Raw genomic sequence first — 18,738 nt, 5'->3', positions numbered from 1 at the left:
AAAGATAAATTGGAAAAACGATTACTCAAACTGAGAAAAGTCATGAATTCCGGGATTATAAATAATCCGAAGGCTTCCGGACTTCCCTTGGATATTGGTTAATAAACAATTTTTGCGATGGAATTTTGATTGTTAATCAGGATTTTATTCAGGAACTTTTTGAAATTAATTTCGTTAATTTTTGAAAGTTACGGGATGAAATTAAAGTTACAATTATTGGTTATTTATATCCATTCTGTTAGCTTTTTCTTAACAATGGCGGTTTTTGGACAGGGAAATAACTATTCGACGGAGCGTTACCACATGGTTAAAAAGCAAATCGAAGCGCGTGGTATAACTAATAAAACTGTTTTGGATGCTTTTCTTTTGGTGCCCCGGCACGAATTTGTTTTACCCGAATATGTTCGGTATGCCTATAACGATTATCCTTTACCCATTGACGAAGGCCAGACCATTTCGCAACCATTTATTGTGGCTTTTATGACCGATGCGTTAAATCTGCAGCACACCGATCGCGTGTTGGAAGTTGGTACCGGATCAGGATATCAGGCTGCTATTCTCGCTCAAATCTGTGATTCAGTTTTCACCATCGAAATTTTTGAAGCCCTTACCCGAAAAGCCAAAGCCACATTTAAAAAATTAGGCTACCGGAACATCTTCTGTAAAGTTGGTGACGGTTACCTGGGCTGGAAGGAAAAAGCACCTTTTGATGCCATTATTGTCACCTGCGCACCTACTCACATACCAAAAGCGCTGGAAGAACAGCTCGCTGAAGGTGGCCGAATGATTATTCCGGTGGGTGAAAACCAGGTTCAGCATCTGGTACTTATGCAAAAGAGAAAAGGAAAATTGAGGCAAAAAAAGATCTTGCCCGTACGTTTTGTGCCCATGCTCGACGACGAAGGAGATAAGTATTGATTTAATTTAACGGGCTTTCGAAAATTGATTATTTTAGGGTGCAAAAATCAGATCATGACTAAATCAACCTTCCTTTGTTTTTTAACACTTATTGCATTGTTTTTTACAGCCTGCAGTCAGCAGGTTGATCCCGCCCGACAATGGAGTATGTACCGTGGAAATTTTGTGTCGGGTGTGCTCGATGAAGCCAATCTTCCTGAAAGTTGGAATATTGAAACCGGAGAAAATATTGCCTGGATAGCCGAAATACCCGGTTTGGGACATTCGTGCCCGATTGTGTGGGGCGATAAGGTTTTTGTGACAACCGCAGTAAGTGAATCGGATAGTAGCGAAATAAAAACCGGTATTTACGGATCGATCGGTTCGGTGCCCGATGCTTCTGTTCACCAATGGGAAGTTTATTGTCTGGATAAAAAGAGTGGAGAAATCAAATGGAAACAAACTGCCTGTTCCGGGATTCCAGAACAGAAACGTCATCCAATGTCGTCGCATGCCAATTGTACCCCGGCAACCAACGGTAAGTATGTGGTCGCTTTTTTTGGCTCCGAAGGACTCTACTGTTATGATATGAATGGAAAACTACAGTGGGAAAAAGACTTTGGCGTGTTGAAATCGAATTTTTTCCTGGTACCCGATGCCGAGTGGGAATTTTCGAGCTCACCGCTTATTTATAAAAATGTGGTCATTATTCAATGCGATGTACACGAAAACTCGTTTGTTGCAGCATTCGATTTAAAAACCGGCAAAGAACTCTGGAAGCAGGAACGCGATGAATATCCGGGATGGTGTACACCAAACATTTATTCCGATGGCGAGCGTGATATTGTTACAGTAAACGGTTATAAACATCGTGGCGGTTATGATTTTCAAACCGGAGAAGAAGTGTGGCGCATGTCGGGAGGTGGCGACATTCCTATACCTTCGCCTGTTGTTGGCGAAAACCTGGTTTATTTTAACAGTGCCCATGGAAAGGTATCGCCAATACTGGCCATTGATAAAGAAGCTTCCGGAGATCTTACACTGGCTGAAGATGAAACTTCGTATGACTATGTAAAATGGGCAAAACTTCGCGGTGGCGCGTATATGGGAACCATGCTGCTTTATGGTGATTATTTGTACAATGCCCGATGGAACGGCAATTTAACATGTTACAACGCATCAACCGGAGAAGAAATATATTCAGAGAAAGTGGGGCATGGTAACAGTTACACTTCCTCGCCCGTAGCATCCGACGGAATCATATATATTGTAGATAACGACGGTGTGGTTTATCAGGTAAAAGCCGGCGAAAAATACGAACTGCTGGCTGAAAATAACCTAAACGAAGTGTGCATGTCTACACCTGCTATTGCAGAAGATTACCTGTTGTTTCGTACTTCAAGACATCTTATTGCGGTTTCGGCAAACAAATAATATCACTCTGTAAAAAGACTTTTAAATAGCGGGTTTCACGGGGCTTCACTTTTCATAAATCGGAGAAATTGTACTACTTTCGCTGGGTGATATAGATTTAAAAGCATGTGGGTCAGGGTTTCCCGAATTATTCTTAGAAATCGTATTTTATTGATTAGTGCACTGGCGCTGATTACCGTCTTTTTTGGTTATCATGCCCGAAAGGTGGAAATGTCGTACGAATATGCTTCATTATTACCCAAGAAAGACCCGGCCTACAAAGATTACCTGAAATTTGTTGATGTTTTTGGCGAAGAGGGAAACCTGATCATTGTTGGGATCAAAGACTCTTCGTTTTTTAACCTGGATCATTTTAACCGGTGGAAACGCCTGAGTACTGAAATCTCAAAAATTGATGGCGTTGAAAACCTTCTTTCTGTAACCAACACTTACAACCTGGTAAAAGATATTGATAAGAAGCAATTCAGGGTGGTGTCTGCTTTCCCCGACAGCATTAGCAGCCAGGAAGAATTGGATGAATACACAAAAGAATTCAAGCGCTTACCTTTTTATCGCGACCTCGTTTATAACCCCGAAACCGATGCATACATCCTTGCCATTACGGTGAACAAGGAGAAAATGAAAAGCAAGGAACGTGAGGATGTGGTCGCTGATATCCAGAGAGTATGTAAGTCGTTTGAACAGGACGAGAACGTAAAACTGCATTATTCCGGCCTACCATATATCCGGGTTGTGAATTCGGTGAAAATTAAAAAGGAACTTTACATGTTCAGCGCCCTGGCACTGGCCATTTGTATTGTGGTTTTGTTCTTCTTTTTTCGCTCATTCAAAGCCGTATTTGTTCCCGTACTTATTGTGATAACCGGAGTGATCTGGGCTATGGGAATGCTTTCGTTGTTTGGCTACAAAATTACTTTGCTTTCGGGAATGATCCCGCCTTTATTGATCGTGATCGGAATCCCGAACAGCATTTACATGCTCAACAAGTTTCATCACGAATACGTGAGCCACGGCAATAAAGTGAAAGCCCTGCAGCGCGTGATAATAAAAATTGGTAATGCCACTTTTTTAACTAACCTTACAACGGCTTCGGGTTTTGCCACATTTATGATCGTTAAGAGTGATATTTTAAGGCAATTTGGAATTATTGCTTCACTGAATATACTTGGACTGTTTGTGTTGTCGCTGCTCTTAATCCCGATTATTTTTAGTTTGATCGGCCCGCCATCATCAAAACACGTGGGGCATTTGGATAACAAGATTGTTTCGTCCATTATTGATAAACTGATGTACATTACACGGTATCACAGGAAAACAGTTTACATTGTTACCATTTCCATTCTCATTGTGGGATTTTATGGAATATCGCGTATGAAAAGCTCGGGTTACATGGTGGATGATATCCCGGAAACCGATCCGGTGTATGTCGATCTGAAGTTTTTTGAAAATAACTTCCATGGCCTGATGCCGCTCGAAATTATGGTGGATACCAAAAAGCCTCAGGGAGTGATGCAACTTACTACTTTTCGAAAAATCGAACAGCTTGAAAAACGTCTGGAAGCTTATCCCGAGTTATCCCGGCCGACTTCGTTGCTCGATCTGCTAAAATTCTCAAAACAGGCTTTTTACAACGGATTTGAGAGGTATTACAGCCTGCCCAACAATCGTGAAAAAAACTTTATCCTTCAATATGCTGCAACCGGTGAAGAAAATGCACAGTTGCTTCACTCATTCCTCGACAGTACGCGGCAAACCACTCGGATCAGCATCCGTGTAAAAGATGTTGGTGTGAAGCGAATGAAGGAATTATATACTGATTTCAATAACGATATTGATTCGGTTTTCACATCCGATAAATACGATATTACGGTTACCGGTTCGAGCATCACAGCGTTTAAGGGAACGCAGTATCTATTGCGAAATTTATTTACCAGTCTGGGGCTGGCCATTTTGCTGATCTCCCTTTTTATGGCCTTTATGTTCTCTTCGTGGCGAATGGTGATTATGAGCCTCACACCAAATGTTATTCCACTGATTTTTACAGCGGCCGTTATGGGCTTTACAGGAATTCCGATCAAAGCTTCAACCATTTTGGTTTTTAGTATTGCTTTTGGAATTTCGGTGGACAACACCATTCATTTTCTGGCCAAATACCGCCAGGAACTTAACCTTACGAACTGGGATATACGTGAGTCGGTTGTGCTGGCTTTAAAAGAAACCGGGGTAAGTATAATCTACACCTCGGTTGTGCTATTTTTTGGTTTCGGAATATTTAGCATTTCCAGTTTTGGCGGAACGCAGGCCATGGGAATTCTGGTTTCGCTGACGCTGTTGGTTGCGGTAACTTCAAACCTGATTTTACTGCCATCGTTGCTCACCGGACTTGAAAGACTGACCACGACCGAAGCATTTAAAGAGCCGCTGTTGCACATTTACGACGAAGAAGAAGACATTGAGCTGGAAGAGTTAGAGATTGCAAACGATGACGAAAATAAAAACTGATGTACACTGTTGAAGATCTTCAGAAACGGGTTGAGAAGGAACTCGAAAAACGGTCGGCAGAGCTTTTAGACCGAATGCCGGTAGAACTTTATAAGCCAGTTACCTACTCGCTTGGAATGGGCGGCAAACGATTGCGTCCCGTGCTGCTGTTAATGGCCTATAATATTTTTTCAGAAGAGATTGAGAATGTACTTCCTTCTGCGCTTGCAATTGAAGTTTTTCACAATTTCACGCTCCTGCACGACGACATCATGGATAAAGCCGAAGTGCGCAGGAATAAGCCCACGGTGCATATCGAGTTTAACGAGAACAGTGCCATTCTTTCGGGCGATGCCATGGCCTTTCAGTCGTATAAATACCTTGCTGAATGTAAGTCGCCGCGACTGCTGGAGACAATCGATTTATTCACAACCACTGCCATCGAAGTTTGCGAAGGGCAGCAATACGATATGGATTTCGAAAATCGTTTGGATGTCCGGGCGAAAGAATACCTGGAAATGATTCGGCTGAAAACCGCGGTATTGATCGCTTGTGCCTTAAAAGGAGGAGCCCTGCTCGCCGATGCATCAACAGAAGTGGCCAACGAATTCTACCGGTTCGGTGAAAACCTCGGACTGGCTTTTCAGCTTCAGGACGATCTGCTGGATACCTTTGGCGATCAGCGTACCTTCGGAAAGAAAATAGGTGGTGATATTCTGGCCAATAAAAAAACTTACCTGCTGATAAAAGCGCTTGAAAATGCCTCTGAAGTTAAAAGGAAAAAACTGCTGAAGTGGATCGAAAAAACAGACTTTATTCCGGAAGAAAAAATAGAAGCTGTGACAACCATTTTCCATGAAACCGGAGCAAAAAAAGATGCAGAACAAAAAGCCGACGAATATTTTAATCGGGCCATTGCTATTCTCGATGGTTTACCCTTTCAAAATGTTGTGAAACAGCCGCTTCGGAATTTGACACTGAAAATGTTGACCAGAGAGCAGTAGCGCACGTTTAATTCTGCAAAACGACTCAAAAATAAATAATGCCCGGTTGTGTAAAACCAAAACAATGCTAAATTTGTTAGCTGTTTAAAATTTTAAAGAAAAACCGGAAATAACGTTATAAAAATCTAATCCAATATGGCTCAAAGCATAGGAAAAATCATACAGGTTATTGGACCTGTTGTTGATGTTAGTTTTGAAAATGAAGGAAGTGAGCTTCCTGCAATTTACGATGCACTTGAAATTCCGCGTGAAGGCAAAGATAGTCTGATCGTTGAGTGTCAGCAACACATCGGTGAAAATACCATTCGCTGTGTTGCCATGGACTCTACCGACGGATTGCGACGCGGAACCAAAGTAAATGCTTTGGGTAGTCCGATAAGAATGCCAAAGGGCGAAATTTCGCTTGGTCGACTACTGAATGTAGTAGGTAACTCAATTGATGGTTTGGAACAATTGCCAAAAGAAGGTGGAAATATTCATAACGAGCCACCAAAATACGAAGACCTGACAACAGAAACCGAGGTTCTTTATACCGGGATCAAAGTAATCGACTTGATCGAGCCTTATGCAAAAGGAGGTAAAATTGGATTATTTGGTGGAGCCGGTGTAGGTAAAACTGTACTTATTCAGGAGTTGATCAATAACATTGCTCTTGCTCACTCCGGTCTTTCTGTATTTGCAGGAGTTGGTGAACGTACACGCGAAGGAAACGACCTTCTTCGTGAAATGATTGAAGCCAACATTGTGGATTATGGCGAAGAGTTTAAGGAGTCGATGGAGAAGGGAAGCTGGGATTTGTCGAAAGTAGATGAAAAGAAACTGAAGGAGTCGAAACTGGCCATGGTTTTTGGGCAGATGAACGAACCTCCCGGTGCACGCGCCCGTGTTGCACTCTCGGGACTGACCATTGCTGAAAGTTTGCGCGATGGCGACGGAAGTTCGGGTGGTGGTCGCGACATTTTGTTTTTTGTCGATAATATTTTCCGTTTTACACAGGCAGGTTCCGAAGTGTCGGCCTTGCTTGGTCGTATGCCTTCGGCGGTAGGTTACCAGCCAACGCTGGCTACCGAGATGGGTGTGATGCAGGAACGGATTACTTCAACTAAAAATGGTTCCATTACATCAGTTCAGGCAGTTTACGTGCCTGCAGATGACCTTACTGACCCGGCCCCGGCAACAACCTTTGCTCACCTTGATGCAACAACCGTATTAAGCCGTAAAATTGCAGAGCTGGGTATTTATCCGGCTGTGGATCCGCTCGATTCAAGTTCGAGGATCCTGACACCGGAAATTGTAGGTGACGAACACTACAATTGTGCGCAGGATGTAATTATGTTGTTGCAGCGTTACACCGAGCTTCAGGATATTATTGCTATTCTGGGTATGGACGAACTTTCGGAAGAAGATAAACTGGTGGTTCACCGTGCCCGTCGTGTGCAGCGCTTCCTGTCGCAGCCATTCTTTGTGGCTTCGGCATTTACCGGTCTCGAAGGAAAACTGGTTTCGATTGAAGATACCATCAAAGGTTTCCGCATGATTATGAATGGCGAAGTGGATAAATATCCTGAATCGGCGTTCAACCTCGTTGGAACCATTGAAGAAGCTATCGAGAAAGGCGAAAAGATGTTGGCTGAAAATTAATTCAGAAAGGAAAAACATGTACCTTGAAATTATTACACCCGATAAAAAGGTTTTTGAAGGAGAAGTAAAACTGATACAGCTTCCGGGAAGTAAAGGAGGCTTCGAGATGCTGAAAAATCACGCTCCGCTTATTTCTACCCTCGAAAAAGGAACCATTAAAATCGAGGATATGAATAGCAGAGAGCAGTTTTTTGAAATTGATGGTGGTGTAGTAGAAAACAAGGCCAACAAAATTATTGTACTTGTTGAATCAGTTTAAGAATAAGAATATGCTTATATTTCCCCGTAGAGGTTTCTGCGGGGATTTTTATTTTTTAAGAGGATTTTAAGTGTAGTGAATGAAGGTTAAGTTTCTGGTCATACGATTTAGTTCTATTGGCGATATTGTTTTGACAACGCCTGTAGTGCGCGGTCTGAAACAGCAGGTTGAAAATGCCGAAGTTCATTTCGTTACCAAGAAGAAACATGCTTCACTTGTTAGCTCAAATCCTTACATCGATAAAGTACTTCTGTTTGGAGATAATATAAATGAGCTGGTCGCTCAGCTTCAGGAAGAGCAGTTCGATTATATTGTCGATCTTCATCAGAACATCAGGAGTAACCGATTGAAACGCCGTCTGGATGCCCCGTCCTTTTCCTTTCAAAAACTGAATTGGGAGAAGTGGCTGATGGTTAAATTTAAGATAAACCGGCTTCCCGATCAGCACATTGTAGAACGTTACCTGAAAACCGTTTCAGTTTTCGATGTAAAAGACGATGGTAAAGGCCTCGATTTTTTTATATCTGATAATGAAGCCTTTAATAATGATGATCTTCCGGCTACTTTTAAGGATGGCTATGTAGCTTTTGTTATAGCCGGCACTTATGCAACAAAGAAGTTACCGGTAGATAAAGTTTCACAGATTTGTCAACAGATTTCGTATCCCGTAATTTTGCTTGGGGGCAAAAGTGAACAGGCCGAAGGCGAAAAAATACTGTCAGAATCAAAAGGCAATGTATTGAATTACGCCGGCAAGATCAGCTTGAATCAGTCAGCATCGCTGGTGCGCGATGCGAGGCTGGTGCTTAGTAACGATACAGGATTGATGCACATTGCGGCAGCTTTTAAAAAGAAGATCCTTTCGTTTTGGGGGAACACAATTCCAAGCTTCGGAATGACTCCTTATCTGGCTCATTCTGAATCGCAAAAGCTTGAAGTTGCCGGTCTGAAATGTCGTCCGTGTTCGAAACTGGGCTATCAGAAATGCCCCAAAAAACATTTCAGGTGCATGAACGATATTGAAATTGCTGCCGCTGTAAAGTGGATCGAAAAAAACTATTAAAGCTATCCGAATGCTTTTCCCAAGCGCTGCAATGCCTCCTCAAGAATACTTCGCGGACAACCAATATTTATACGTAACCATCCGTCGCCACCTGTTCCAAAACGGCCACCATCGTTTAATGCCAGTTTGGCTCTGTCCATGGTGAATTTAATCAGTTCATCGTTATTCATACCATAGGCCGTAAAATCGAGCCAAACCAGATAGGTCGCTTCGGGCTTCATCACCTCAACTTTGGGAAGGTTTTTGGTCATGAAATCTTCAAGCAGAAGGTAGTTGTCCCATAAATAATCGAGCATCTGATCCAGCCAATCATCACCATTTGTGTAGGCGGCTTCCAAAGCAATCGATCCGAAAATATTACCCATTCCAAGGTGGCCGACGCCCAGCGTACGCTCGTAACGTGCAAATTTTGTTTTATCCGGAATAATGACCAGAGACGAGGACAAGCCGGCAACGTTAAATGTTTTGCTTGGTGCCATCGAGATCATGCAGTTGTTGGCCACTTCTTCCGAAATGCTGGCCAGTGGGATATGTTGATGTCCTTTGTATACTAGGTCGGAATGAATTTCATCTGAAATGATCATGATGTCGTTTTCGAGGCAGATGTTGCTTAGTGCGGTCAACTCCTCGCGTGTCCAAACCATACCGCCCGGATTTTGCGGATTGCAAAGCAGCAACAGTTTGGTGTTTTCATCGATTTTATTTTTCAGATCTTCCAGATCGAAAGTGTATCGTCCGTTTTCTTTTTTTAGCGGATTCTCGATCATTTTACGTTTCGTTCCTTTTATACAATCGAAAAACGGAAAGTAAACCGGGGGCATTACCACCACGCCGTCTCCGGGTTTCGAGAAGGTTTCTATGCCAAGTGTAAGACCGGCAACCACACCCGGGCTAAAGTTGATCCATTCTTTCTGAATCTCCCAGCCAAAGCGTCGTTTCATCCAGTTTACAACGGCTTCGAAATAAGAGTCGGGCCTGAATGTGTAGCCAAATATTTCGTGTTCCATCCTGCTTTTCATGGCATCGATAATAAAGTCGGGTGTACGGAAGTCCATGTCGGCGACCCAAAGCGGAAGCAGACCATCTTTCTTAAAAAACTTTTTTAAGCCATCGTGCTTGATGCAGTTGGTTCCCTCGCGCGGAATTATTTCGTCAAAATTGTATTTCATTACAGGTAATATTTTAGAGAATTCGAAGATAATCGAAATCTTTTCCTGTAAAAAATTAATCCGGGCTTGGATTCTTTCCGTTTATGCGGTAGCCAACACCAAACAGCAAAGCTTCGGCCCGAAATAGCGGGATCGCGCGTATCAGTGCAATTGCGAAGAAATTGTTGAAGTAGATTTTTGTTCCCACTTTGTAGTATGCCCGGGTAGTGTAATAGTCGGTGTTGCCTAGATAAAAGCCATAAGCTGCAAAAAAGTTGGTTCTTCCAAATAAAAATTCTGTCTGAAGATTAGGACCACAGCGGAAGTTGAGATCTTCTGTGCCCGAGTAATGGTAGTTCTCGCGTGCATATTTCGTGGCAGCTCCGTCGCGCACAAAATCAAAACCGAATCCTAGTTTATTGATCATGCTTATTTGTCTTGAATAATTCAACGACATGGTCACGAATCCAAATCTTTTATCGTGATCTTTAACCTCTTTTGTACCAAAAACGGTGTATATCCAGTATTCATTTTTTATGTAAGGCTCCCGGGGTCGAAGAGGCACGGTGTATTTGTCGATTGGATTTTCCAGTTCATATCCAACTGAAAACTGATGATTTAAACTGTTGATTCCCAGGTTGGGTGCTTTTACAAGGCCATTAGAGAAATGATTCAGTCCGTAGGAATATTCAAAAAATACGGGATGCAAACGAATTTTTGAATAAAACTGTGTTTCGGCTGCAATATTGAGATGCGAACTGATGGCAGTGTTCAGCGGATTAGTATCCTGATCGTAGGTTTTGTTCAGGTACGCCAATCCGATTTTTCCCCTGAACCCCAAATCAAAAATCCGGCGCCGCTTTAAAAATGATAATTGTAGAAATGTGGTGAATGAATGCGCATGTCCTAAAACTTCCGGATAGTTATAAGATTTGTATTTATAGGTAAATCCGTAATTGGGGTAATTGTAATAGCGTTTCCATTGCGCGCCCAGTTTATTTTTTGTGGTATAAGTTAGTGAGAAACCATCTACACGATTCCCCGCAATGGGCTCGATTTGTGCTGTATGTACCAATATTGATCCGAAAGAATAAGAGACATCGATGCTTTCCTGGGCAAACAATCCCGATAGCGGTAAGCCCACGAGGATAATCGATAAGAGATTCAGCCGATAGGAAATTGTTTTAATCGACATAAAAAGATCAAGTTCTGGTTAGATTCAATGTTTTAAGATAAAGTTTTTTGCGCAGATTTATCGGTAATATTAAAATGGGAAGAATACTAACACTCTATTTTTCGTAATACCTGCAGATCGCCTTCCTTTTCAGCCTTAAGGATAAAATTAAAACGGTTCAGATCGAGACACAGATCAAAATCGCTTTTGGGCGACCACTCCTGTTTTGATTCTTCGAAAAAACGTGCGCCATCACGATTTCTGATAGTTTCAATCATCGATTCAAAATCGTTAGGTTGATTTTCCAGTTCATTCTTTATATAAGTTGCGCAAAGTGTATCCTCATCGGTAGGATACTGGCAGGCGTAGCCCATACATACTAACGATACTGTTAATGGATTTTTGTTTCTTATATAGCGTACAATGGCTCGGGCATTTACAAAACTGCCGGTAATTATTTCATCGGCATTTACTGCATTTACAATGCCTTGCGTTCCGGAACTGGTGGTATGGATCATGCTTTTGGCAGAAATGTCGGCATTTAATAAATGGGTAGGTGAATTTCCAAAATCAAATCCTTCAGGTTTTTGTTCGTTTCTTTCGCCTGCAAGAAGATAATCAGGATTAGCTCTTTTTAGGGCGTAAGCCTGTTCAATATCGCCAACCGGGCAGATTTTTTCAATGCCCCGGTCAATTGCATAGCAAGCAGTTGAGAAGGCTCTGAAAACATCAATTATAATTGTTAAGCCTTCTGCATCTCTTGCACCGCCTGTAAGTTGGAGGATTTTAATGTTTATTTTTACGTGTTTTTGTGAAAGTATATAAAATTAACTTAATATTGGAAATAAATAAATGGCATGAAATTTGTTATATCAAAATGTCCAAATAACATAAAGTCTGTAAATAAAAGGATATAAAGAAATCCTATCGCTTATATAAGAATCCTATGTTAAGCTTATATTTAATCTTTCAAGATAGTTGACATGTTTTATAGCATTTATGTTGAAAAACATATATGTTTGTATCGACATTCATGTTAAACATTAAAATTGAATGGTTATGAAAACAATTAAATTTTTATCTACAGTAGTAGCGGTATCAATTGTAGCAATTGCAACCGCAGTTGAAAAACCCAAAATGAACGTAGTCCCCTTAACCCCGGACAGAGCCGTTGTGTCGATTCACAATAATGAAGCTGCTGTGTTCGAGTTAAGTATTGTCGCTAACAATGGTGATTTGGTATATTATAAGCAAAGCGCCAAACCATTAAATAGTTATCAGAAAGTTTACGATTTTAAAGAGTTGGAAAACGGTAACTACACGTTGACGCTGAAAGTTAACGATACCAGATTATCAAAAGAGTTTGAAGTAGCTACTTCAGGTATTTACGTTGGAGAATCTAAAATGCGCTTCGATCCGTACTTCGCATTTTCAGATGACGTATTAAAACTTTCTTACCTGAATTTCGATGGTGAGAATTATGCTTTGAACATCTACGATGAAAACGGTTTGGTATACAAAACCAAATTGGGCAGCGATTTCAACATGGTAAACGGATACGACCTGTCGGCACTGGCAAGTGGTTCTTACAATGTTGTATTGAGCTCTGCAAACAACGAATTTACTTATAGTTTAGTGAAATAGATTAGGAAAATGTTATTGGTTTAGAAAGGCCGGTTCGATTGTGAACCGGCCTTTTTTTGGCCTTAAACTGCAGGTGATGAATTTGGCGAAAACCTGAAATCGATAGCCTTTAAGAATAAAATAGTAAAATGTAGGATGAAGGATTGAGAATCTGTGTTGGTGCAGCAGTAAAAGAAAAGGCTGCCCTACTGACAGCCTTTTTAACCTAAACCAACTAAACCTAATAAACCGCAGGCACGCCAGAAAAGCATGCCCGGTTTTTCATAAATATCTTATTACCTTTTTATAGCTTTTCTACACAGCAAAGATAGAATTTTTTTTGGCCACAGGAAATCAACTTAGAATTTAAGCGTTCAACTTTAATTAATCGTGTTATTGTTTAAGTTTGTACTACATAATACCACTTAATTTATGAAAGTACATTTGCTGTTTTTAACCCTTTTTTTTCTGGTTGTATGCAAGGTAAATGCGCAGCCAAAATACGAGTTTCGGGCCACCTGGGTAGCCACTGTTGTTAATATCGACTGGCCAACAAAACCCGGGTTGCACAGTGATACTCAGAAAAAGGAGGCCATTCAAATTATCGAGGCACAAAGGGCACTGGGAATGAATGCTATTATTTTGCAGATCCGTCCCACTGCCGATGCTTTTTATCCTTCACACCTCGAACCGTGGTCGCGTTACCTGAGTGGGAGTCAGGGAACAGCACCGGCACCTTACTACGATCCGCTAAAATTTTGGATTGATGAGTGTCACAAGAGAGGTATGGAGTTGCATGCCTGGTTAAATCCTTACCGTGTGGCACAAAATACTGAAGATCCACTGGCAACAACACACATTGCGTTTCAGCACCCCGACTGGATTCTTAAATATGGCAACAAATTGTATTTCGATCCGGGTGTTCAGGGTGTGCGCAGTTTTATTACAAAAGTGGTACAGGATATTGTACGACGATACGATCTCGATGCCATTCACATGGATGATTACTTTTATCCGTATCCTCTTGCAGAACCGTTTCCCGACAGCGCTTCTTTTTTTCTTTACAACCGTGGATTTTTGCCTGAAGATATTGCCGACTGGAGGCGCGAGAATGTGGATATCACCATAAAAATGTTGAACGATTCGATTAAAGCAACAAAGCCCTGGGTGAAATTTGGTATCAGTCCGTTTGGAGTCTGGCGCAACATTGCCGATGATCCAACCGGTTCGGATACAAGAGCCGGTGCTACCAATTACGACCATTTGTATGCCAATATAATAAAATGGCAGAAAGAAGGCTGGATCGATTACTGTTTGCCTCAATTGTACTGGTACATTGGTCACCCGGCAGCCGATTTTGAAGTGCTGGTTAACTGGTGGGACAAGCACACTTACGGGCGCTCGATGTACATTGGTTTGGCTCCGTATCGTATCGATCCGCAATCTCAAACACCCGTATGGCGCGATCCGGGACAGTTACCCAAACAAATCAGGTTGTTGCGAACCATACCCGAAATCCAGGGAGAAGCGTATTTTAGCAGCAAATCATTTAATAAAAACCTGCTGGGTTTTCAAGACAGTTTGAAACTCGATCTGTACCGCAAACCGGCAATAATTCCGCCAATGCCCTGGCTCGACAATACTCCTCCGGCACCCATTTCAGCATTAAAAAAACGCGGACGAAAAATTAAATGGGAGAGTACCGAAACTCAAAACGAACTGGACAAAGCCTGGCAATATGTGGTTTATTTAAATCAAGTAGGTGAAAGTTTTGATCCGGAGGATGGAACGTTTATTTACGCCATTCAAAAAGATCAGGAGATAAAGCTGGAGCGGCTGAACAAAAAAAGAAAGAAATATGAAGTCCGGGTATCTGTGCTCGATCGCTTAAACAACGAAAGTAAAATAAGTGTGCCGGTGGTATTGAAGTTATAAAAGTTAAGCGGGAGCAAGTACCGAAAATGGATACCACGGCAGATTACGGAAGATCCAGAATAAAATTACCACCACAAAAATCACCCAGGGCGTACTTTTCAGGTAAAACAGATTAGGAAGTTTCCATTTAAAATATTTGTTGAGTAAAGGGTGGATGTAATGGTATAAAATGAGTAGCGCAGCGGGTAAAAACAGGAAGTTGTAGTTCACTACGCCTGCAATGTCGAAATGCAAAAGGCTGTGCAGTGCGCGCTGCGAACCGCATCCCGGGCAATAGGCACCGGTGAGCGAATGAAACATACATTTGGGGAAAATGGAGTGTTTGGTAGGATCGAGAACAAAAAAAACAACTGCTACTCCCAAAATCAGGAATAGCAGTATGATGTTCAAAATTTTCTTCATGTATTAAAAATCGAATGCATCGAGAGATAATCCGGCAATAATGCCAAATGCTGAAAGTATAAATGCAATAATAACAATGGCAAATGCACTGGCAAATCCAACCCATGCCCACAGTTTAGCATTTTTACTTGCATTTAAAGCTCCTTCATAATCACCTGCGTTCCATTTCGTATTTACCTGTGCAGCAAATACAATTGAAACAATTCCTAAAATCTGGCAGCAAAAAATTGTTACTAAAATGGCAAAAACCAAGTAGTTGGGTGGAGGTGATTGTGGCTTCGAAATTTGTTCGTTCATAACATTTGTTTTAATTCGGTTCTTTAGTATTGAGAATAACCAAATTTAAGTGAAGTAATCTAAAAATAAAATAAAATGCTGTCTTTTAATTCCATGGGAAAACTGCATAGTTACAAGGAATTGATTTGCCAATTTTCAGAAAAAAGAACAGACTTTTAGCCTGTTCTTATTTTTGTTAGAAATGCCGATATAAATTCTTATTCACTAATTTTTAGCACTTCAAGTGTTTTATGAACCAGTACTTTCAGTTTCGACGGATTACCTGAGACTTTAAGCTGATCAAGCATTTCTTCAGTAGGGAAGTTATCAGGCAACAATTTTTTGGTGCTTAATTCACTAAAAATATGGTGAGCACCGTTCAATACAAACACCGAATCATGCTTGTCGAGGATTAGTTTGAGCAATGGTTTTACTGTGGATTTGCCGATACGGACTAGGCCCTCTGATGCAATCCAGCGAAAATCTCCACTTTCATCAACCAATGCCTCAAGTAATATTGGAATGGATTCCGGCGAACCAATTTCTGCGATTACTTTTAGAGCTTCCCATCGGAAAATATGCTTTGGACTATCCAGCAGATCCATTACAAGTGGTATCGAGCTTGATCCTATTTCTACGAGAGATTTGCGGGCTTCCTTACGTCTTAATCCATTGTCAGAACAAAGGTTATCCAGAGAATTCTGAATGATGGATGCTTCTTCTTTTGTTATTTTTTCTGTTTTCATGATTATTTATCTTTTAAAATTATGCACAGTTTATTATTCAATTTATTTGAGCTGGTTGAGCACTTTTGTGGAATTTGCTAAACGAAATATCATTGTGATCGAGCACTTTATACATCCGTATTTTCAGGAAATCGGTTATCAGGAATGCGACTATGGCATATCCCCAAACCAACGCAGCCAGTTTCCAGGAAATAGGTGTGATAAACCAGCCATAAACAGCAACAAATGTTGCCAGTATTTTGGTTGAAACCGCTGACCAGAACATGACCGGACTTGGTTTGATTGACCAGAACGGTCCACGGGTTCGTGTAACAAAAATGGTGAGGTGCCCGGCAATCGCCAGTTTCAGGAAAATAAATGTCTGGACCTGGTCGGCCGGCAATTTCAATACTGACTGCCCGATATAAAAGATGGTAAAGGAACTCACCACACCGATCAGCCCTAGGAAAGTAGCCATACTCAGCAGCACGCGCATGTTCCATCGTTCCGGTATGGGCGAGTATCGCACATTGTCGTAGGCAATGGCCATAATCGGTGCATCGTTAAACAGGGCCAGCAACACGATCATAATGGCAGTTACCGGGTAGAAATTGAATACCAGTATCGCCAGAGTGATAAAGAGTAAAACACGAATGGTTTCCGCAATCCGGTAAATGGCGTAACTGTTCATGCGTTGAAATATCTTCCTGCTTTCTTTTATAGCATCGATAATTACTGATAATCCCGGTAAAGTAAGTACAATATCGGCAGCTGATTTAGCAGCATCGGTGGCACCGGCTACAGCAATTCCCACATCAGCTTTTTTTAGTGCAGGGGCATCGTTTACGCCGTCACCTGTCATTCCTACAATGTGTTTTCGGTCTTGAAGAAGTTCAACTATACGGTACTTATGTTCCGGGAAAACTTGTGAAAATCCGTCGGCCTTTTCTACGATTCGTGCAGCTTCTCTTTCATTCTTTTTGAGAAAAATGGTTGCTTCACTGATTCGTGATTTAAGATTTACTTTTTGTGCGATCTGTTTAGCAATAGAAGTGTGATCGCCCGTTATCATTTTTACGTTTACTCCCATGGCGGAAGCCGTTTTTATAGTTTCGGCCGAATCTTCTCGTGGTGGATCAAACATCGGAATCAGTCCTACAAATTCCCAGTTTTCGTTTTTGTTTGTTCTTGCAATGCCAAGAGTTCGGTAGCCTTTTTGCGCCAGTTCATCTACCTGAATGTTAACGGTCTTGCCGATTTTTTCTTGTTCTTCTTTGGGGAGCAAAGACAGAATTACCTGCGGAGCTCCTTTTGAAACTGAGAAGGTTTCCTGCCCGGAAACAACACTTGCTTCACTTCGTTTAATCACCGGATCAAAAGGCTTGAACCCGGAAGCGGAAAAGTCCTTCAGTTTTTCCCTCGGAGCATCCAACGAATTTGTTTTATTAATAATTGCAGTGTCGATTGGATCGTTGTCTTCTTCGCGCGATGCCAGCGAGGCAAAGACCAGTACATCATCATTAGAATAATTTTCTTGCGAAAGAACGTCGTCGAGCGTTAATTCGTTTTTGGTGATGGTACCTGTTTTATCGGAGCAGAGAATATCCATCCCGGCCATTTCTTCGATGGCAACCAGTTTGCTGACAATGGCTTTCTTTTTGGCCAGGGCCGATGCACCTACGGCCATAGTCACTGAAAGAACTGCTGGCAAAGCCACGGGGATGGCCGCGATCGTAAGAACAAGTGCAAATTGAAGGGTGTCCAGAAAACTTTCATTTCGAAAGAAAGAAACGAGAAAAATCAAGGCGATCATAAAAGCAGCCATTACAATCAGGTAATGCCCAATTTTTACAACGGCCCGCTGGAAGTGGCTTACCGTTTTTGCTTCTTCCACCAATTTGGCAGTTCGGCCAAAAAATGTTTCACTTCCGGTGGCAACTACCAGGCCATCCATTTCACCTTGTCTTACTACAGAGCCTGAAAACGCGAGGTCTTTGGTGTGCTTTTCTACAGGAAGCGATTCTCCGGTCAGCGCCGATTCATCAGTGGATAAATAATCCCCGGTAAACAGTTTTAAATCGGCCGGGACCACATCGCCCAGTCGGACACGAACCACATCGCCGGGTACCAATTCACGGGCAGGAATGCTACTCCACTTGCCGGCGCGCTTTACCCGGGCATTCAACGCCAGTTTTTTCTTAAGTTGCTGAATAGCATCACCGGCTTTGTATTCCTGCCAAAATCCGACCGTAGCATTGAGTAGCAGCAACACAAAAATGATCCAAAAATCTTCCCAGTGACTGATGACTGCCGATAAAATGGCAGCAACCTCAATCATCCATGGAATAGGGCCCCAGAAATAACTCAAAAATTTGAGAATGGGATTTACACTTTTTTCTTCTAATTCGTTATAACCATATTTGTTATAACGTTCCTGAAGAGATGAAGCAGCCAGGCCGTCTTCACCAGAAGAGAATGTTTCAAACGTTTTTTTTATGGCAAGCTTTTTCAGCTCGCCAATGTCTTGAATTGACTTTTTCATACGATTATATTTTTATACAAAAGGAATCGTATGCCTGCCTGACGACAGACCGGGAATTCGGCCGGATATTCATCCGGTTTCATTTCATTTGTAATTCTCTTTGTTGGTTTTTCATCAGAATTTAGTTACCAAAA

At 41.7% G+C, this 18,738-nt stretch carries 16 protein-coding genes; 9 read left to right on the top strand and 7 right to left on the bottom strand.

The genetic code is table 11. From position 1 onward, the window contains the following. Nucleotides 1–195 precede the first annotated feature (195 nt). The 7 genes from WFY05_RS05070 (at nt 196) to WFY05_RS05040 (ending at nt 8,779) form a co-directional block, all read left to right on the top strand. Entirely contained in the window at nt 196–918 is a 723-nt protein-coding gene (locus WFY05_RS05070; RefSeq protein ID WP_340111647.1) for a protein-L-isoaspartate(D-aspartate) O-methyltransferase, read from the top strand. Between the two features lie 54 nt (nt 919–972). Continuing rightward, nucleotides 973–2,331, top strand: coding sequence for an outer membrane protein assembly factor BamB family protein (locus WFY05_RS05065; protein WP_340111646.1), 1,359 nt, complete (start codon nt 973–975; stop codon nt 2,329–2,331). Between the two features lie 105 nt (nt 2,332–2,436). Further along, nucleotides 2,437–4,833 (top strand): efflux RND transporter permease subunit, encoded by a 2,397-nt coding sequence (locus tag WFY05_RS05060; protein WP_340111645.1) that lies wholly within the window; start codon nt 2,437–2,439, stop codon nt 4,831–4,833. Next, complete coding sequence (locus WFY05_RS05055; RefSeq protein ID WP_340111644.1) at nt 4,833–5,816, top strand: polyprenyl synthetase family protein; 984 nt, start codon at nt 4,833–4,835, stop codon at nt 5,814–5,816. Before WFY05_RS05060 ends, WFY05_RS05055 begins: the two co-directional genes overlap by 1 nt. A 135-nt stretch (nt 5,817–5,951) precedes the next feature. Beyond that, entirely contained in the window at nt 5,952–7,457 is a 1,506-nt protein-coding gene (gene atpD / locus WFY05_RS05050) for a F0F1 ATP synthase subunit beta (RefSeq protein WP_340111643.1), read from the top strand. 16 nt (nt 7,458–7,473) lie between these two features. Next, nucleotides 7,474–7,716 carry an ATP synthase F1 subunit epsilon gene (atpC, locus tag WFY05_RS05045; protein ID WP_340111642.1) on the top strand — a complete coding sequence of 81 codons (243 nt, stop codon included), beginning with the start codon at nt 7,474–7,476 and terminating at the stop codon, nt 7,714–7,716. A 79-nt stretch (nt 7,717–7,795) separates the two neighbouring features. After that, nucleotides 7,796–8,779 (top strand): glycosyltransferase family 9 protein, encoded by a 984-nt coding sequence (locus WFY05_RS05040; RefSeq protein ID WP_340111641.1) that lies wholly within the window; start codon nt 7,796–7,798, stop codon nt 8,777–8,779. 2 nt (nt 8,780–8,781) lie between these two features. On the opposite strand, the gene WFY05_RS05035 is transcribed toward WFY05_RS05040, so the two are convergent. The 3 genes from WFY05_RS05035 to WFY05_RS05025 form a co-directional block, all read right to left on the bottom strand. Then, nucleotides 8,782–9,948, bottom strand: coding sequence for a MalY/PatB family protein (locus tag WFY05_RS05035; protein WP_340111640.1), 1,167 nt, complete (start codon nt 9,946–9,948; stop codon nt 8,782–8,784). Between the two features lie 55 nt (nt 9,949–10,003). Next, the gene (locus tag WFY05_RS05030) at nt 10,004–11,122 is read right to left on the bottom strand and encodes an acyloxyacyl hydrolase (RefSeq protein WP_340111639.1); all 1,119 of its coding nucleotides are present in this window, start codon (nt 11,120–11,122) and stop codon (nt 10,004–10,006) included. Between the two features lie 86 nt (nt 11,123–11,208). After that, nucleotides 11,209–11,886 (bottom strand): 2-phosphosulfolactate phosphatase, encoded by a 678-nt coding sequence (locus tag WFY05_RS05025; protein WP_340112264.1) that lies wholly within the window; start codon nt 11,884–11,886, stop codon nt 11,209–11,211. Between the two features lie 274 nt (nt 11,887–12,160). On the opposite strand from WFY05_RS05025, the gene WFY05_RS05020 reads away from it, so the two are divergent. Together WFY05_RS05020 and WFY05_RS05015 are read left to right on the top strand one after the other, a co-directional pair. Next, nucleotides 12,161–12,745 (top strand): T9SS type A sorting domain-containing protein, encoded by a 585-nt coding sequence (locus WFY05_RS05020; RefSeq protein WP_340111638.1) that lies wholly within the window; start codon nt 12,161–12,163, stop codon nt 12,743–12,745. A gap of 411 nt (nt 12,746–13,156) precedes the next feature. After that, a complete protein-coding gene (locus WFY05_RS05015) occupies nt 13,157–14,659 on the top strand; it encodes a glycoside hydrolase family 10-like protein (protein ID WP_340111637.1) in 1,503 nt (500 codons plus the stop codon). 3 nt (nt 14,660–14,662) lie between these two features. On the opposite strand, the gene WFY05_RS05010 is transcribed toward WFY05_RS05015, so the two are convergent. The 4 genes from WFY05_RS05010 to WFY05_RS04995 form a co-directional block, all read right to left on the bottom strand. After that, nucleotides 14,663–15,061 (bottom strand): DUF2752 domain-containing protein, encoded by a 399-nt coding sequence (locus WFY05_RS05010; protein ID WP_340111636.1) that lies wholly within the window; start codon nt 15,059–15,061, stop codon nt 14,663–14,665. Between the two features lie 3 nt (nt 15,062–15,064). Continuing rightward, nucleotides 15,065–15,358, bottom strand: coding sequence for a CD225/dispanin family protein (locus WFY05_RS05005; protein ID WP_340111635.1), 294 nt, complete (start codon nt 15,356–15,358; stop codon nt 15,065–15,067). Nucleotides 15,359–15,555: 197 nt separating this feature from the next. Further along, the gene (locus WFY05_RS05000; RefSeq protein WP_340111634.1) at nt 15,556–16,083 is read right to left on the bottom strand and encodes a HEAT repeat domain-containing protein; all 528 of its coding nucleotides are present in this window, start codon (nt 16,081–16,083) and stop codon (nt 15,556–15,558) included. 37 nt (nt 16,084–16,120) lie between these two features. Further along, a complete protein-coding gene (locus tag WFY05_RS04995) occupies nt 16,121–18,604 on the bottom strand; it encodes a plasma-membrane proton-efflux P-type ATPase (RefSeq protein WP_340111633.1) in 2,484 nt (827 codons plus the stop codon). Nucleotides 18,605–18,738 lie beyond the last annotated feature (134 nt).

The sequence above is a fragment of the Maribellus mangrovi genome (assembly GCF_037646455.1).
GTDB lineage: Bacteria > Bacteroidota > Bacteroidia > Bacteroidales > Prolixibacteraceae > Draconibacterium > Draconibacterium mangrovi_A.
Note: the sequence above shows the minus strand (reverse complement) of the source record. Positions and strands in the feature narration are given on the sequence as shown.

What these genes read in the sequence shown, in the direction of transcription:
- WFY05_RS04995 (WP_340111633.1), bottom strand. Translation starts at nt 18,604, where the DNA reads ATGAAAAAGTCAATTCAAGACATTGGCGAGCTGAAAAAGCTTGCCATA.
- WFY05_RS05035 (WP_340111640.1), bottom strand. Translation starts at nt 9,948, where the DNA reads ATGAAATACAATTTTGACGAAATAATTCCGCGCGAGGGAACCAACTGC.
- WFY05_RS05000 (WP_340111634.1), bottom strand. Translation starts at nt 16,083, where the DNA reads ATGAAAACAGAAAAAATAACAAAAGAAGAAGCATCCATCATTCAGAAT.
- atpC (WP_340111642.1), top strand. Translation starts at nt 7,474, where the DNA reads ATGTACCTTGAAATTATTACACCCGATAAAAAGGTTTTTGAAGGAGAA.
- WFY05_RS05005 (WP_340111635.1), bottom strand. Translation starts at nt 15,358, where the DNA reads ATGAACGAACAAATTTCGAAGCCACAATCACCTCCACCCAACTACTTG.
- WFY05_RS05060 (WP_340111645.1), top strand. Translation starts at nt 2,437, where the DNA reads ATGTGGGTCAGGGTTTCCCGAATTATTCTTAGAAATCGTATTTTATTG.
- WFY05_RS05055 (WP_340111644.1), top strand. Translation starts at nt 4,833, where the DNA reads ATGTACACTGTTGAAGATCTTCAGAAACGGGTTGAGAAGGAACTCGAA.
- atpD (WP_340111643.1), top strand. Translation starts at nt 5,952, where the DNA reads ATGGCTCAAAGCATAGGAAAAATCATACAGGTTATTGGACCTGTTGTT.
- WFY05_RS05040 (WP_340111641.1), top strand. Translation starts at nt 7,796, where the DNA reads ATGAAGGTTAAGTTTCTGGTCATACGATTTAGTTCTATTGGCGATATT.
- WFY05_RS05015 (WP_340111637.1), top strand. Translation starts at nt 13,157, where the DNA reads ATGAAAGTACATTTGCTGTTTTTAACCCTTTTTTTTCTGGTTGTATGC.
- WFY05_RS05070 (WP_340111647.1), top strand. Translation starts at nt 196, where the DNA reads ATGAAATTAAAGTTACAATTATTGGTTATTTATATCCATTCTGTTAGC.
- WFY05_RS05020 (WP_340111638.1), top strand. Translation starts at nt 12,161, where the DNA reads ATGAAAACAATTAAATTTTTATCTACAGTAGTAGCGGTATCAATTGTA.
- WFY05_RS05030 (WP_340111639.1), bottom strand. Translation starts at nt 11,122, where the DNA reads ATGTCGATTAAAACAATTTCCTATCGGCTGAATCTCTTATCGATTATC.
- WFY05_RS05010 (WP_340111636.1), bottom strand. Translation starts at nt 15,061, where the DNA reads ATGAAGAAAATTTTGAACATCATACTGCTATTCCTGATTTTGGGAGTA.
- WFY05_RS05065 (WP_340111646.1), top strand. Translation starts at nt 973, where the DNA reads ATGACTAAATCAACCTTCCTTTGTTTTTTAACACTTATTGCATTGTTT.